At 70.0% G+C, this 15,104-nt stretch carries 15 protein-coding genes and 1 pseudogene; 8 read left to right on the top strand and 8 right to left on the bottom strand.

Translation table 11 applies throughout. The features are described from left to right. Window positions 1–39 precede the first annotated feature (39 nt). From cysS to AB0M97_RS17670, 4 genes are all read right to left on the bottom strand, one after another. Window positions 40–1,440 carry a cysteine--tRNA ligase gene (gene cysS / locus AB0M97_RS17685; protein WP_365961773.1) on the bottom strand — a complete coding sequence of 467 codons (1,401 nt, stop codon included), beginning with the start codon at window positions 1,438–1,440 and terminating at the stop codon, window positions 40–42. A 67-nt stretch (window positions 1,441–1,507) separates the two neighbouring features. Beyond that, entirely contained in the window at window positions 1,508–2,026 is a 519-nt protein-coding gene (ispF, locus tag AB0M97_RS17680; RefSeq protein WP_365961772.1) for a 2-C-methyl-D-erythritol 2,4-cyclodiphosphate synthase, read from the bottom strand. Beyond that, window positions 2,016–2,768, bottom strand: a complete 753-nt coding sequence (gene ispD / locus AB0M97_RS17675; RefSeq protein ID WP_365961771.1) for a 2-C-methyl-D-erythritol 4-phosphate cytidylyltransferase — start codon at window positions 2,766–2,768, stop codon at window positions 2,016–2,018. The genes ispF and ispD overlap by 11 nt, the downstream gene beginning before the upstream one ends. 347 nt (window positions 2,769–3,115) lie before the next feature. Next, entirely contained in the window at window positions 3,116–3,598 is a 483-nt protein-coding gene (locus tag AB0M97_RS17670) for a CarD family transcriptional regulator (RefSeq protein WP_003953493.1), read from the bottom strand. A 658-nt stretch (window positions 3,599–4,256) separates the two neighbouring features. On the opposite strand from AB0M97_RS17670, the gene AB0M97_RS17665 reads away from it, so the two are divergent. Beyond that, complete coding sequence (locus AB0M97_RS17665) at window positions 4,257–4,904, top strand: DUF461 domain-containing protein (protein WP_365961770.1); 648 nt, start codon at window positions 4,257–4,259, stop codon at window positions 4,902–4,904. Window positions 4,905–4,993: 89 nt separating this feature from the next. Here the strand turns inward: AB0M97_RS17665 and AB0M97_RS17660 are convergent, their stop codons facing one another. Then, window positions 4,994–5,674 carry a response regulator transcription factor gene (locus AB0M97_RS17660; protein WP_019326704.1) on the bottom strand — a complete coding sequence of 227 codons (681 nt, stop codon included), beginning with the start codon at window positions 5,672–5,674 and terminating at the stop codon, window positions 4,994–4,996. Then, window positions 5,671–6,951, bottom strand: coding sequence for an ATP-binding protein (locus AB0M97_RS17655; RefSeq protein ID WP_365961769.1), 1,281 nt, complete (start codon window positions 6,949–6,951; stop codon window positions 5,671–5,673). The genes AB0M97_RS17660 and AB0M97_RS17655 overlap by 4 nt, the downstream gene beginning before the upstream one ends. Window positions 6,952–7,172: 221 nt before the next feature. Between AB0M97_RS17655 and phoU the strand changes: the two genes are divergently transcribed. The 3 genes from phoU to AB0M97_RS17640 all read left to right on the top strand — a co-directional run bounded on the left by phoU (window position 7,173) and on the right by AB0M97_RS17640 (window position 8,693). Beyond that, window positions 7,173–7,871 (top strand): phosphate signaling complex protein PhoU, encoded by a 699-nt coding sequence (gene phoU / locus AB0M97_RS17650; protein WP_365961768.1) that lies wholly within the window; start codon window positions 7,173–7,175, stop codon window positions 7,869–7,871. A 90-nt stretch (window positions 7,872–7,961) separates the two neighbouring features. Continuing rightward, window positions 7,962–8,117 (top strand): hypothetical protein, encoded by a 156-nt coding sequence (locus AB0M97_RS17645; protein ID WP_365961767.1) that lies wholly within the window; start codon window positions 7,962–7,964, stop codon window positions 8,115–8,117. Between the two features lie 327 nt (window positions 8,118–8,444). Next, window positions 8,445–8,693: an SCO4226 family nickel-binding protein gene (locus AB0M97_RS17640; protein WP_365961766.1), complete on the top strand. Its 249-nt coding sequence runs from the start codon at window positions 8,445–8,447 to the stop codon at window positions 8,691–8,693. Window positions 8,694–9,009: 316 nt separating this feature from the next. Here the strand turns inward: AB0M97_RS17640 and AB0M97_RS17635 are convergent, their stop codons facing one another. After that, entirely contained in the window at window positions 9,010–10,110 is a 1,101-nt protein-coding gene (locus AB0M97_RS17635; protein ID WP_365961765.1) for a DUF1152 domain-containing protein, read from the bottom strand. A gap of 80 nt (window positions 10,111–10,190) precedes the next feature. Between AB0M97_RS17635 and AB0M97_RS17630 the strand changes: the two genes are divergently transcribed. From AB0M97_RS17630 to AB0M97_RS17620, 3 genes and pseudogenes are all read left to right on the top strand, one after another. Then, window positions 10,191–10,931, top strand: a complete 741-nt coding sequence (locus tag AB0M97_RS17630) for a GntR family transcriptional regulator (RefSeq protein ID WP_365961764.1) — start codon at window positions 10,191–10,193, stop codon at window positions 10,929–10,931. Between the two features lie 275 nt (window positions 10,932–11,206). Beyond that, the gene (locus AB0M97_RS17625; RefSeq protein ID WP_365961763.1) at window positions 11,207–11,644 is read left to right on the top strand and encodes an ATP-binding protein; all 438 of its coding nucleotides are present in this window, start codon (window positions 11,207–11,209) and stop codon (window positions 11,642–11,644) included. 176 nt (window positions 11,645–11,820) lie between these two features. After that, window positions 11,821–12,013, top strand: a pseudogene (locus tag AB0M97_RS17620) (site-specific integrase); the annotation flags it as partial. Between the two features lie 727 nt (window positions 12,014–12,740). Here AB0M97_RS17620 and AB0M97_RS17615 read toward each other — a convergent pair. Next, entirely contained in the window at window positions 12,741–13,502 is a 762-nt protein-coding gene (locus AB0M97_RS17615) for a phosphoglyceromutase (RefSeq protein ID WP_365961762.1), read from the bottom strand. A gap of 164 nt (window positions 13,503–13,666) precedes the next feature. Here AB0M97_RS17615 and AB0M97_RS17610 point away from each other — a divergent pair. Further along, on the top strand, window positions 13,667–15,104 hold a 1,438-nt coding region (locus tag AB0M97_RS17610; RefSeq protein WP_365961761.1), incomplete at its 3' end, for an MFS transporter.

Raw genomic sequence — 15,104 nt, 5'->3', positions numbered from 1 at the left:
GGCCGGGCGGCACAGTCGATCTTCGGGGCCGACGGCGCATCAGCGCCTGCCGACGCTCCAGCGCGGCCCCTGCGGGCTGTCCTCGATCACGAGCCCGGACTCCTTCAGCCGGTCACGGATGGCGTCCGCGGTCGCCCAGTCCTTGCGCGCCCGCGCGGCCTCCCGCTGCTCCAGGACGAGTCGTACGAGGCTGTCGACGACGCCCTCCAGGTCCTCGCCGCGGTCGGACTCGCCGGCCCACTGCGGGTCGAGCGGGTCCAGGCCGAGGACGCCGAGCATGGCGCGCACCTCGGCGAGGCGCGCGACGGCGGCCTCCTTGTCGTCGGCGGCCAGCGCGCTGTTGCCCTGCCGGACCGTGGTGTGCACGACGGCGAGCGCCTGCGGGACGCCCAGGTCGTCGTCCATCGCCTCGGCGAAGGCGGGCGGCACCTCGGCGGACGGCTCGACGGCACCGCCGGCGAGTTCCACCACGCGCTGCACGAAGCCCTCGATGCGCGCGAACGCCGACTCGGCCTCGCGCAGCGACTCCTCGCTGTACTCGATCATCGAGCGGTAGTGCGGGGTGCCCAGGTAGTAGCGCAGCACGACGGGCCGCCACTGCTTGACCATCTCGCTGACGAGCACGGAGTTGCCGAGCGACTTCGACATCTTCTCGCCGCTCATGGTGACCCAGGCGTTGTGCACCCAGTAGGCGGCGAAGTCGTCGCCGTAGGCCTTGGCCTGGGCGATCTCGTTCTCGTGGTGCGGGAAGATCAGGTCCAGGCCGCCGCCGTGGATGTCGAAGGCGGTGCCCAGGTACTTGTGCGCCATGGCGGAGCACTCCAGGTGCCAGCCGGGGCGGCCCCGGCCCCACGGCGTCTCCCAGCTCGGCTCGCCGGGCTTCGCCGCCTTCCACAGGGCGAAGTCGCGCGGGTCCCGCTTGCCGGTCTCGCCGGTGCCGGAGGGCTGCTTGAGGTTCTCCAGCTCCTGGTTGGACAGCCGCAGGTACTCCGGGAAGGAGCGCACGTCGAAGTAGACGTTGCCGTCGGCCTCGTAGGCGTGCCCGCGCTCGATCAGCCCGCGCATCATCTCGACCATCTCGGTCACGTGCCCGGTGGCGCGCGGCTCGTAGGTGGGCGGCAGGCAGCCGAGCGCGCGGTAGGCGTCGTTGAAGGCGCGCTCGTTCTCGTAGCCGATGGACCACCAGGGGCGGCCCTGTTCGGCGGACTTGGTGATGATCTTGTCGTCGATGTCCGTGACGTTGCGGATGAACGTGACGTCGTAGCCGCGGTATTCGAACCAGCGGCGCATGATGTCGAAGTTCAGCCCCGAGCGGATGTGCCCGATGTGGGGTGCGGCCTGCACGGTGGCGCCACACAGGTAGATCGAGACGCAGCCCGGGGTGAGCGGGGCGAAGTCACGGATCTGCCGGGCGCTGGTGTCGTACAGCCGAATAGTCACGCCTCCAGGGTAGTGGGCGCGGACCCGTGCCACGCGCCCTTCCCCCGACAAGCCCGGCCGGTGCCCCTCAGCCCGCCCGGACCACCAGGGCCGTGGCGACCGCCATGAGGCCCTCGTCGCGCCCGGGGAAGCCCAGGCCGTCCGTGGTGGCGCCCGAGACGGTCACCGGGGCGCCGGCCGCGTCCGAGAGGATCTTCTGGGCCTCGTCGCGGCGTTTGCCGATCTTGGGCCGGGGGCCGACGACCTGCACGGCGACGTTCCCGATGTGGAAGCCCGCCGCGCGCACGATCCGGGCGGCCTCCGTCAGCAGGGTCACCCCGGACGCGCCGGACCACTCGGGCCGCCCGGTGCCGAAGTGCTGCCCGAGGTCGCCGAGCCCGGCGGCCGAGAACAGCGCGTTGCACGCGGCGTGCGCGACGACGTCCGCGTCGGAGTGCCCGGCCAGCCCCGGCCCCTCGCCCTCCCACTTCAGGCCGGCGCACCACAGCTCGCGGCCCTCCTCGAAGGCGTGGATGTCGGTGCCGATGCCGACCCGCGGCAGCCAGACGCCCGGCGGCCGGACCTCCGGTGACGCCTCAGAAGCCATCGTTGAGCCTCCTGCGCGCCAGGACCGCCTCCGCCAGCACCAGGTCGAGCGGGCGCGTCACCTTGAACGCCTCCTCGTGCCCGGGCACGGTCACGACCGTCAGCCCGAGCCGCTCGACCATGCTCGCGTCGTCGGTGACGTCGTCGGCCACCGCCTCGTGCGCCCGCACCAGCGTCGCCCGGTCGAAGCCCTGCGGAGTCTGCACCGCCCGCAGCCGCGCCCGTACCGGCGTCGCCACCACGGGCTCCGCCTCACCGGGCGTCGCCGCCGGCTCGACCTCCTTGACGGTGTCGGCGAGGGGCAGCGCCGGTACGACGGCGGGCGCGCCCTCGCGCACGGTCTCGATCACCGCGTCCACCGTGTCGACCGGGACCAGCGGCCGGGCCGCGTCGTGGACGAGCACGATGTCGTAGCCGGGCGGCAGCGCGTCCAGCCCGAGCCGGACGGACTCCTGCCGCGACGCGCCGCCGGGCACCACGAGGAAGTCGGTGCGCTCGGGCAGCGCGTGCGCGTCGAGCATGCTCTTGACCTCGGCGGCATCCTCCGGCGGTGCCACGACCACGACCAGGGAGACGGCCCGCGAGGCGGCCATCGCGCGCACGGCGTGGATCAGCATGGGGGTCCCGCCGAGCGCGCGGAGCGCTTTGGGGGCGCCCGGACCGAGGCGCACACCACGTCCGGCGGCCGGAATGACGGCTGCGGTGCGGGCTTGCGCGGGCGTGGGACGCGAAACGTCAGACATCGGTTCCTGTCAGGTTTGTGTGCTCAACCTACGTGGGTATGGCCACACCGTGCCGGGCGCGAGCCTCGACCGGACCCTTCCGTGACACCGGTCGGGACAGCTGCCCGGGACCGGCACCATCAGTACCGGGGGGCGACCCCCGTCTTCGGGCGTACGGCGTGATCGGGCCAGGTCTTCCGGTGTACGGCGTGATCGTTCGAGGCGTACGGCATGAGCGTGACGCGCGGCACAGGGGTGCCGGAAGACGAACATGCCGCAGCGCCCGGCGACAGGAGAAGTGTCATCGGGCACCGCGGCATTTCACTGCACTGTGCTGAGAGCTGAGCGGGCTGGCTGCCTGCCTTGCGTCAGGAGGCGAGAACCTCGTCGAGCAGCGCCTCGGCCTTGTCCTCGTTGGTGTTCTCCGCGAGAGCGAGCTCGCTCACCAGGATCTGGCGGGCCTTGGCGAGCATGCGCTTCTCACCGGCGGAGAGTCCGCGCTCGCGCTCACGACGCCACAGGTCACGCACGACTTCCGCGACCTTGATGACATCGCCGGAGGCGAGCTTCTCCAGGTTTGCCTTGTATCGACGCGACCAGTTCGTGGGCTCCTCGGCGTACGGCGCGCGCAGCACCTCGAAGACCCGGTCCAGTCCGTCCTGACCGACCACATCACGCACGCCGACGAACTCCGCATTGTCCGCTGGCACACGCACCGTGAGGTCACCCTGGGCGACCTTCAGCACCAAGTAGGTCTTGTCCACGCCTTTGATCTGGCGAGTTTCGATAGCCTCGATCAGCGCGGCCCCGTGATGGGGATAGACCACGGTGTCGCCAACCTTGAACGTCATGTGACAGGTACCCCTTCCGTGGCTATCCAGGGTAACACGGATACGGCGTCTTCTGAATGGCGTTTTCGCAGGTCAGGGCATATCTCGGGGCTTGACAACTGCAACCGGGACGTGCTGCGACGAGCGAACGGAAGCAGGTATTCGCAGGTCGGAGCGGCTGTCCGGGGCGGACGAAACACCCCCGTCACACCCGCCCGGAGGCCCCGCCGAGCGGCTGAACATCCCCAAATGTCCGCTTCCAAGTGATCGACTTCCGGTACTCCGTTCGGTTGTCGGCGTGAGCTTCCGGACGATTCCGGAATTGATCACCGGGCGGCGCGGCGGGTCCCGGAGATCTCCCCGCACCGGCCCCCGAGATCTCCCCGCGCCGGTCCCGGAGATCTCCCCGTGATCAATTCTTCGCCCGGCGGCGCATTCTTCACGGAAATCCCGCAGGACGCCCGAGCACGGCTTATGCGAATCGCGGAGCAGGGGAGGGCGAAAGCGGCCGCCGGCCGCATGTGAGGCGGGTCTGCCGGTGCCACGCGGGAGAAGCCCGCGCCCTGAGGGAGGGTCGGGTGCGGCGGGGCGGGAACGGCTCGGTAACCTAAGGCCGCTGACAGACACGTAAGGGTGGCTTCCCCGGCCGCCACGCTCGAGTCAAGGAGTTGCCGCCGCCGTGAGCAGCAGCCTTCGACGCGGCGCCCTCGCCGCCGCCGCCATCGCCGTCTCGATCGCCTCGCTCGCCGCGTGCGGCGCCGGTCACAACGCCCAGTCGCTGGAGATCAGGCCGGACAACGCGGCCGCGACCGTCGGCGACCTGAAAATCCAGAACGCGGTCGTGGTGACCCGGGCCGACAAGGAGTCGACGGGCCCCGCGACGGTCTCCGCCACCGTCTTCAACAGCGGCAGCCGCGCCGAGACGCTGGAGTCCATCACCGTGGACGGCGCCGGCAAGGCCAAGCTGACGCCCGCCAAGGGCAAGAGCCTGACCGTCCCCGCGGGCGGCTCGCTCGTCATCGGCGGCAAGGACAACGCCTCGGCGGTCCTGCCCGGCGCCGGCCTGGTCGGCGGCAGCGCGCAGAAGGTCACCTTCACCTTCAGCACGACCGGTGCCGTGGTGCTGCGCGCGTTCGTCGTCCCGTCCGAGGGCTACTACTCCTCGTGGGGCCCGACCGAGGCTGCGGCGGCGCCGTCCGGTGCCGCGAGCGGCGAGCCCTCCGAGGGCGCGTCGGCCACGCCGGGCGGTTCCGCAACGCCGACCGACGCCGCGTCCGCGAGCGCGTCGGCCTCCGCGTCGGAGGACCACGCGGCAAGCGGCCACTGAGCCCGCGCGGTACAGACACCGCACACGGCAGGGGCGGAACCTCCTCGGGAGGTTCCGCCCCTGCCGTGTGCCGTCGTGTCCGGGCCGGTTTACGGCTCGAACTTGTAGCCCAGGCCGCGGACCGTCACCAGGTAGCGGGGCGCGCCCGGGTCCGGCTCGATCTTGGCGCGCAACCGCTTGACGTGCACGTCCAGGGTCTTGGTGTCACCGACGTAGTCGGCGCCCCAGACGCGGTCGATCAGCTGCATACGGGTCAGGACGCGGCCGGCGTTGCGCAGCAGCATCTCCAGCAGGTCGAACTCCTTCAGCGGCAGGTCGATCTTCGTGCCGCCGACCGTGACCACGTGCCGGTCGACGTCCATGCGGACCGGGCCGGCCTCCAGGGCGGCCGGGGCCACCTCCTCGGGCTCGCCGCGGCGGCGCAGCACGGCACGGATACGGGCGACCAGCTCGCGGGAGGAGAAGGGCTTGGTGACGTAGTCGTCGGCTCCTATCTCCAGCCCGACCACCTTGTCGATCTCACTGTCCTTGGCGGTCACCATGATCACGGGAACGTTGGAGCGGCCGCGCAGCTGACGGCAGACCTCCGTGCCCGGCAGGCCGGGCAGCATCAGGTCGAGCAGGACGAGGTCGGCGCCGTTGCGCTCGAACTCGTCGAGTCCGTCGGGCCCCGTGGTCGCCACTGCGACCTCGAAGCCCTCCTTGCGGAGCATGTACGACAGGGCGTCGGAGAAGGACTCCTCGTCCTCGACGACGAGCACACGGGTCACGGAAGGACCTCCGGGGCGGGAAGCGTTTGGTACGGGGATGTTCGGGAGGTGGTGGTGGACCGTCCGGCCGCGGCGTCCAGGCTCGTGCGGGCTTCGCGGGCGGTCCGCTGCTGAGCACGGTCGCGGGCCGCGCCCGCCTCCGGCAGTCGCAGGGTGAAGGTGGAGCCCTGGCCTTCGGCGCTCCACACCGTGACCTCCCCGCCGTGCGAGGCGGCCACGTGCTTGACGATCGCCAGCCCCAGACCCGTACCACCGGTGGCGCGGGAGCGGGCCGGGTCGACGCGGTAGAAGCGCTCGAAGATGCGCTCCTTGTCCTTGTCGGAGATGCCGATGCCCTGGTCGGTGACGGCGATCTCGATCATGTCGCCGCCCGGCGCGGAGACGCTGCGTGCGGCGATGCCGACGCGGGTGCGGGCGGGCGAGTAGTTGACGGCGTTCTCGACGAGGTTGCCGAGGGCGGCGGCGAGCTGGCCGCGGTTTCCCCAGACCGCCAGGTCGGCGGTGCCGCCGGCGGCCATGGTGATCTGCTTGGCACCGGCCTGGTGGCGGCAGCGGTCGACGGCCTCGGCGACGAGTTCGTCCACGCGGACGGGCTCGGCGTCCTCCAGCGGGTCGTCGTTCTGGACCCGGGAGAGGTCGATGAGCTCCTGGACCAGGTTGGTGAGCCGGGTGGCCTCGATCTGCATCCGGCCGGCGAAGCGCTCCACGGCCTCCGGGTCGTCGGAGGCGTCCATCACGGCCTCGGACAGCAGGGAGAGCGCGCCGACGGGGGTCTTCAGCTCGTGGCTCACGTTGGCGACGAAGTCGCGTCGTACCGCTTCTATGCGGCGGGCCTCGGTGAGGTCCTCCACCAGCAGGAGGACGAGCCGGGAGCCGAGCGGCGCGACGCGCGCGGAGACGGCGAGGGCCTCGCCGCGTCCGGTGCCCCGGCGGGGCAGGTCCAGCTCGACCTGGCGTATCTCCCCGTCGCGCCGGGTGTCCCGGGCCATCTGCAGCATGGGCTCGACGGCGAGCTTGCCGCCGCGCACCAGCCCGAGCGCGTACGCGGCGGAGCTGGCCTTGACCACGGCGTCGGCCTCGTCGAGGACGACGGCGGAGGAGCGCAGCACGGACAGCACGGTGTCCACACCCGGCGGCAGCACCGGGTCCGTGTGCAGTGAGGTGCGCGTGGGGCGCTTCTGCTCGCGCTCGCTCCAGCGGAACGCCAGCATGGCGATGACGCCGGTGAGTACACCGGCGATCGCTGCCGCTGCGGCGACCGCCGCGTTCACGTCCATGCGTCCAGGTTAGGCATGCGATACCGCTCCTCCACAGCCGTCCGGGTCCCCCCTCGAACACTCGTCGCCCAGAGTTCACCTTGGGGCCAGTATTGATTCATTTGAGGTGATGGAAACGGTCGCGTACGGGCACGAACGTGGGAGCGTGGGGTTGCTGAGCCCCTGAAATCTGTCATTCCGAGGCTGAGCCCCCTGAGAAGACGCACGAGAGGGAAACCCTGATGCGGGACGCGTACCACGAGGAACTTGACTCGATCGGCGACGGACTGGTGGAGATGGCCCGGCTGGTCGGGTCGGCGATCGGGCGCGCCACGACCGCCATCCTCGACTCCGACCTGAAGCTCGCCGAGAACGTCATCGAGGCCGACCAACGGGTCGACGAGCTCCAGCACGAGCTCGAGGCGCGCGCCATAGCCCTGCTGGCACGGCAGCAGCCGGTGGCGACGGACCTGCGGATCGTGGTGACGTCGCTGCGCATGTCGGCGGACCTGGAGCGCTCGGGCGACCTCGCCCAGCACGTGGCCAAGCTCGCCCGGCTGCGGTACCCCGAGCGAGCGGTGCCGCAGGACCTGCACGCCACCATCCTGGAGATGGGCCAGCTCGCCCAGCGCCTGATGGCGAAGGCGGCCGAGGTGATCGTCACCAAGGACGTCGACCTGGCGCTCCAGCTGGAGCAGGACGACGACGCGATGGACCTGCTGCACCGCACCTTGTTCCAGCACCTGATGGACGACCGCTGGAAGCACGGCATCGAGACGGCCGTCGACGTGACGCTGCTGGGCCGCTACTACGAGCGCTACGCCGACCACGCGGTGGCGGTCGCCAAGCGTGTCGTCTACCTGGTGACGGGTGAGCACGCGGACGAGTTGCAGCAGGAGAAGTCCGAGATTCAGGGGGTTCCGGGGGTTGAGGGGGCGTAAGTCCGCTCCGAGCCCCTGTGCGCCGTTGATGCGCCCGCCCTGCCGGGCATGCAATGGGCACAGGCATCAGCCTCTCTTTAGGAGGGACCCATGGCCGAGACCCCCGGCACGACGCCGGACCCCGCGCAGGAGCGCGAGACCGAGCAGCCCGCCGAGATCAGGAACCTCATGCTGATCGGCGCCTGCGGCTGCGGCTCCGGCTGCGGCTGCGGGTGCCAGTCGGGCAGTCCCTGCCAGTGCAGCTGACGAGACCGAAGGGCCCCGGCGCGGGTGGGTGGCGCCGGGGCGTTTCGGTGTGTCGTTCAGGTGTGGTGGCGGTGTGCCGACGTGTGGTCCCTGGCGGGGCGACATGGGTCGGGCCGGCTACCGGTTGATTCACCCGATCGGCCGAGTCGCCGCTTCTCCCTCCGGGGCGGAGCATGGAGGGAGAAGCGGCGGGTTTCTTCCTCCGAGGCTCGGCGTGGAGGGAGAGGCAGCGGGTTTCTTTCTCCGGGGCGCAGCGTGGAGGGAGAAGCCGCGGGCGGCGCGTCCGGAAGGCGCTCGGGAAGAGTCGGGAAGAGGAGGTGCGGGGCCATGGCCAAGTTCATGGACGTCCACCACGGGATGACGGGCATCACGGCGGACCAACTGCACGAGGCGCACCAGGCGGACCTGGCGATCGAAAAGGACGAGGGCGTCCACTTCGAACACGCGTGGGCGGACCCGCAGTCCGGCACGGTCTACTGCCTGTCGGAGGCCCCGTCGGCGGACGCGGTCCAGCGCCTCCACGAACGCGCGGGCCACAAGGCGGACGAGATCCACGAGGTGCCGCTGTCGGTGTGAGGCCGGTGCGCGTGCGGCGAGGCCGCGGGTGCGGTGAGGCTCCCGTCCGGCCCGGCTGCGGTGAGGCGGGGCGGTGAGCCCAGCGGTCCGCTCGAAGCCACCGGCTGTTGGAACTCGCGCGCCGCGTCCTCGGTCCGCGTGTAGGCGGGTGGAACGTCGGGGCATGGGCACAGGTCCCGGGAGCCACCTCGGGACTGTGCAGAGGCCGCGGATCCCACCCTCCTCCTCACCTGACCTGCACACCTCCGTCAGCAGCAGGGCGGCGACGCCGCATACCTCCGGTCAGGTTCGCTTCTGAAGGCGCTCGTTGCGCCTGCTACTCGGCCTCGGTTGCGGCCAGCTCCCACAGAGGTGCTGCGTACTGATGCGGTCTGGCCTCAATGAGCAGGGCACGCACGGCTTCACGTCGGCTGCCAGGAAGCCCCAACGCCTCGGTGAGGCGGCGGAAGGTCGTGTGCGTGACTCCGCGGCTTCTGGCTTCGCGTTCGAACGTGACGAGTCGGCTCAGCACCCGGTCCGCGTCCAGAGTCACTGAGGGCTGCGCCTTGAGCCACGCCGCCTTGCTGCGTTCGTAGTCGATTTCCGAGAATCCGCAGATTTCGCGGCTGTGTGCCTCGGCCTCGTCCAGGGTGGCGGTCGTCATGATGGCGCGGGCCAGACTGCTGCGGCTCATCGCGTCGTCCAGGTCGGCTTCGTAGACCATGGGCCCTTCATCGGTGAGAGGGACGGGGAGACCGGCGTCACGCACCTCGCAGATTCCGCGGGTTCCGCGGGCTGTCGCGGCGAGCATGGCCGTCGCCTCCGAGGGGTGCCACTCCAGGAGGCTGCCGATGGTCCGCACATCCTTGGCCGTGAAGGTGTGCACGAGGGGACCGAGCAGAGGGCGCAGATTGTCGGCAGAGATTTCGCCGTCCAGTCCGGGTCCTGCGATCAGGAGCCGGATCGGGGCGTTGACCTGCCAGCAGGCGGTGAGAGTGAGGGCGTCGGCGAGTGGGCTCTTGAGCGTTGGTTCGTCGCCTCGGGCGAGGATGTCGCCGCCGACGTCCAGGAGATCGATCGACGCGGGATTCAAGTGCTCCACCAACTCGCCCAGTTGGCGGACGATGCCCTCGGCGCCGTGACGAGGGTCCAGCAGCGCGAGGACGTACGGGAGCTCTGCCGCGAGGCGAGGGAGCGTGGAGCCTGCCGGGGCGATCGGCCGAGCCTTGGCCGGCACCGACCAGACGGATCGAGTGACGGGTTCGAGTCCCGCGAAGTCGTCGGCTCCCCGCGGGCCGGGCAGAGGGTCGACCAGCAGGCGGTCCCAGGCATAGGTGAGGATGACCACCTGATCCTCGTCGCCGTACAGGGCGGCATGGAGCATTGCGGCCGCGACTGCGTCGCCCCCTCCTCCTGCTGCCACGATCAACCGCGTCATGCGATCAGGCTACGGGTCCAGGTGCTGACCGTTCACCCTATAGTGGCCAATGGCCTTGGCCACTCGGACCAGGAGGGGAAATGCCTCAGATCGAAGAGGCGCAGCCGAAGTATCTGCAGATCGCTCACTACATCCGCGATCAAATCCTTCGGGGTGACCTACGCCCCGGAGATGAAGTGCCCTCGGAGCGACAGCTCGCCGCCGACTGGAAGGTTTCCCGGCCAACGGCCGCGCGTTCACTGGAAGCTCTGAGCCATCAAGGGCTGGTCGAGAAGCGCCAGGGTTCAGGGACGTACGTGCGCAGCCTCGAAGTGAACCGGCGCGCAAGGGAGCTGTACGGGCGGGCCCGGCAGACCGGAAAGATCTACACGCCCGGTGAGTATGCGGTGATCACGTCGGCCGGTTGGCTTGAGGCTCCGGACCATGTGGCCGAGGCCCTGGGCCTGGGGAAGGACCGCCGAGCCGTGCACCGCCGGCGCGTGACCCACAACCAGGACGGCCCTATCGACTTGTCCACCTCGTGGTTCGCTCCGGACATCGGTCGGCGGGCGCCCAAGCTCATGGAGTCCGAGCGCATCCAGGAAGGGACGCTGATGTACGTCGAGCGGATGACGGGTCGCCAGGGCAGCTACGCCGAAGACCGCATGTGCGCTCGGGCCGCCAGGGACCAAGAGGCGGCTGACCTGCAGCTGGAGCCCGGATCTGCGGTCCTCGTCGTTCATCATGTCGTCTTCGACCTCCAGGACCGGCCTCTGGAGTTCGCAGAAGCCACCTACCCGCCGCACCGCTGGGCGTTCGAGCAGGGCTATCCCCTCGCCTGATGGCTTGACACTTTCAGGGAGCCGCTTGCGCCGCCAATGTGGCTAATGCCACCATCCAGAGAAGTGGCATTAGCCACTTGACGAGCACGCACGAGATGGCGAGTCGTCGGCCGGTGAAGGGAGCACGATCAGCTCGCCGCGGGTGTCGAGGGCGCGGGTGCCAACGCGTCTCCTCCCGCGTGACGCTGACGTTCCCCCCGGCCAACGACCGCAGCCGTGCCACGCCGAAGCGGCGCTGCCTCGTCGGTGACAGCAGCGGCAAGGAGCGAGCACGCGTGACCTACACAATCGACCGCTACCCCTGCGAGGACTCGCCCCGGCTCGGCGCGATGACCCTTCACCCGGAGCCTGAGTCCGTGCCCCGTGCCCGGCGCTGGTTCCGGAGATTCATCGCTCCCTACAACCCGGCCTGCTCGATCGACGACTGCACGCTGATGATCTCCGAGCTGGTCACCAACGCCATCCTCTACGGGAAGTCGGATGAACCCTGGCTGGTGCGGGTCGAGTGGTACCGCCAGGAAAACGCGCTCCGCGTCGACGTGCACAACCCCGGCCTCCCGACAGAGGTGCAACTCCGGCAACCGGAAGCTGGTGACGCTCACGGCCGCGGGCTGCTCCTCGTCGACTCCATCGCCGACTCCTGGCACTCCGGCCCCAGTCGCTTCGGCGGAACCGTCGTCTCGTTCCTGGTCGCCGACGCCTGGCCGGACTGACCGACGCGACAGGACACCTCGCCCCGATAGGGCGGACATCCCCACCACCGTCCCCCACGGCAGAGAGACAGCCCAGGTCCACGAAAAGCCCCCACCTGCCAAGAAGCAGCAAGACGGGCCAGGAAAGCGCAGGCTCCTTGTTGCTCTGGGTCTTGCCGGAATCTTGTTGAGTCGCGCCGCTGAAGGGCGCCAAGCTGCGGGTGCACATGAAGCGGTTCTCGCCGGTCGAGATCACCTTTCCGTGGACGCCGACGGAGCTCCGGTGACCAAGCGGCTCGTCTTCACCGGGCCGCGCGGCGGCACGTCTGGCGTACCTCACTCAACGAGGAGGCGTGGCAGCCTGCGCTGGCTGCGTCGGGCGTCATCCCTGTGCTCGTACGGGGCCGACCCCGTACGCCGAGTCCCACAAGGCTGTGGCTTCGGTCTTCGATCACCGGTGACACGAGGGCCGTGGTCAGAAGCCGGTACTGCTGTAGCCGTACGAACATTTCGATGGAGAAGTTCGCTGAAGAAGCAAGCGAGCAAAGTTCGCGGACAAGCTCACAAAGTTGATTCGAGATTTCACGCGTGAGAGATTGGAGTCTGGAAAGACTGCGGACCTGGATCCGGTTGCCGCCGGACCCAGGCCCTCATGCAGTCAACGAGCCCGGTCGCCTACTACCCGACCGGGCTCGCTGCATGTACAGCTCCCGGTCGCGACCGTCCTCGCGCGTGACTCGCTCATCGAGCGAACTGCATCACGCCGGTAGCGATGGCCACCACGAGGCTTGCCCCCGTAAGCCAGACCTGCCACCTCTCGGCGCTGGTCCACCTACGAGGCTCGTCCTTCTCAAGGCTCACCTCTACCGCCTCCCTTCTCCTCCAACCGGCCTGCTTCTCGGGCCGGAGCCTTGGAACTCACGCACATCTACGCGGAGTTCAGGGGAGGTTCAGGTGAGGCGCGAACAGCATACCGGGCACATCGCTATTCACCGAGGCGCGCGGGAACCCTTGACAGCGGCCCCGAATCCCTTTCACGGCCCAGCGACGGCCCCAGTGCAGAAACAAGCCCCCTACCTACGGAAAAGCCGCAGGCAGGGGGCTTGATCAGTACTGTTTACTTCTTCTTCCCCTGGTTCTTGACCGCCTCGATCGCAGCCGCCGCCGCCTCCGGGTCCAGGTACTTGCCCCCCGGAGTGACCGGCCTGAACGTCGCGTCGAGTTCGTAGTACAGCGGGATGCCCGTCGGGATGTTCAGGCCCGCGATGTCCGTGTCCGAGATGCCGTCCAGGTGCTTGACCAGGGCGCGCAGGCTGTTGCCGTGGGCGGCGACCAGGACCGTGCGGCCGGTCAGGAGGTCGGGGACGATGCCGTCGAACCAGTAGGGGAGCATGCGGACGACGACGTCCTTCAGGCACTCCGTCTGCGGGCGCAGCTCCGGCGGCAGGGTCGCGTAGCGCGGGTCGTCGAACTGGGAGTACTCCGCGTCGCGGTCCAGCGGCGGCGGCGGGGTGTCGTAGGAGCGGCGCCACAGCATGAACTGCTCCTCGCCGAACTCCGCGAGCGTCTGCGCCTTGTCCTTGCCCTGGAGGGCGCCGTAGTGACGCTCGTTCAGGCGCCACGAGCGGTGCACGGGGATCCAGAGGCGGTCCGCGGCCTCCAGCGCGAGCTGCGCCGTGCGGATGGCGCGCTTCTGGAGGGACGTGTGGACAACGTCGGGGAGCAGGCCGGCGTCCTTGAGCAGCTCACCGCCGCGGACTGCCTCCTTCTCGCCCTTCTCGTTCAGGTTGACGTCCACCCATCCGGTGAACAGGTTCTTCGCGTTCCATTCGCTCTCGCCGTGGCGGAGGAGGATCAGCTTGTACGGTGCGTCGGCCATGGGCCTGAGCGTAATCGAACCCCCGGATGCCTCGCGCGCCCCGCCCGCAGGGCGGACGGTTGACGGGATCTGTTAATCGAGTGGTCACCGACGGCCGCGCTCTCGTAAGTTGTGCTCACCGCTTGAGCCGCTTACAGCTGGCCTGATGTCCGTGGGGGATCCTCATGCCGTACGCCCGTGCCGGACGCGCCGTCCGGGAGACCGTCTCCGGGTTGCCCCGTGAGTTCTGGTGGCTGTGGACCAGCACCCTCGTGAACCGGCTCGGCGCCTTCGTCGCCACCTTCATGGCGCTGTACCTCACCCTCGACCGCGGCTACTCCGCCACGTACGCCGGCCTGGTCGCCGCCCTCCACGGACTCGGCGGCGTCATCTCCTCCCTCGTCGCGGGCGTCATGACCGACCGGCTCGGGCGGCGGCCCACCCTGCTCGTCGCGCAGGTCTCCACCGCGCTGTCCGTCGCGCTGCTCGGGTTCATGCACCACCCGGTGGCCATCGCCGCCGTCGCCTTCGTCGTCGGGATGGCCTCCAACGCCTCCCGGCCCGCCGTGCAGGCGATGATGGCCGACATCATCCGGCCCGAGGACCGTGTCCGCGCCTTCTCGCTCAACTACTGGGCCATCAACCTCGGGTTCGCCGTGTCGTCCATGGCCGCCGGGTTCATCGCCGAGTTCAGCTACCTCGCCGGCTTCCTCATCGAGGGCGGCATGACCCTGATCTGCGCCGTCCTGGTCTTCCTCAAGCTGCCCGAGTCCCGGCCCGTCCAGGACGGGAAGACGGCGAGCGAGGACGCCGTCGGGCTGGGGACCGTACTGCGCGACGGGCGGTTCATGAGTGTCGTGGGACTGTCCTTCCTCGTCGCGCTCGTCTTCCAGCAGGGGTTCCTCGGGCTGCCCGTCGCCATGGGCGAGGCCGGGTTCAGCCCCGCCGACTACGGCATGGCCATCGCCGTCAACGGCGTGCTGATCGTCGCGCTGCAGATCCCCGTCACCCGGTTCATCGAGCACCGCGACACCCGGCGGCTGCTCGTCCTGTCGTCCCTGGTCGCCGGGTACGGCTTCGGGCTGACCGCCTTCGCCGGTTCCGTCGGGGTCTTCGCGCTGACGGTGTGCGTGTGGACGCTCGCGGAGATCGTCAACGCCCCCACACAGACCGCGCTCGTCGTGCGGCTCTCGCCGGTGCGGGGGCGCGGGCGCTACCAGGGCATGTACACGATGTCCTGGTCCGTGGCCGCGCTCGTCGCGCCGCTGCTGTCCGGTTTCGTCATCGACCGGTACGGGGCCGAGTGGCTGTGGGGGTTGTGCGCCGTCGTCGGGACGGTGGCCGCCGCCGGGTACAGCGTCCTCATGCGCCGGCTGCCGGACGAGGAGAGCGAACTGAGCCGGGAGAGCCAGGGGAACGAGGGGCCGCCGGCTCGGGACCGCATCATCCCGGCCGGGTCCGTGGACGGCATCACCCCGCCCGGATGCGCGGACGGCATCACCCCGCCCGGGTCCGTGGACGGCACCACCCCGCCCGGATGCGCGGACGGCATCACCCCGCCCGGGTCCGTGGACGGCACCACCCCGCCCGGATGCGCGGACGGCATCACCCCGCCCGGGTCGT

It is taken from the genome of Streptomyces sp. NPDC051207 (assembly GCF_040682395.1).
GTDB lineage: Bacteria > Actinomycetota > Actinomycetes > Streptomycetales > Streptomycetaceae > Streptomyces.
The sequence above is the reverse complement of the archived record's forward strand: the minus strand, read 5'-3'. Positions and strand labels throughout refer to the sequence as shown.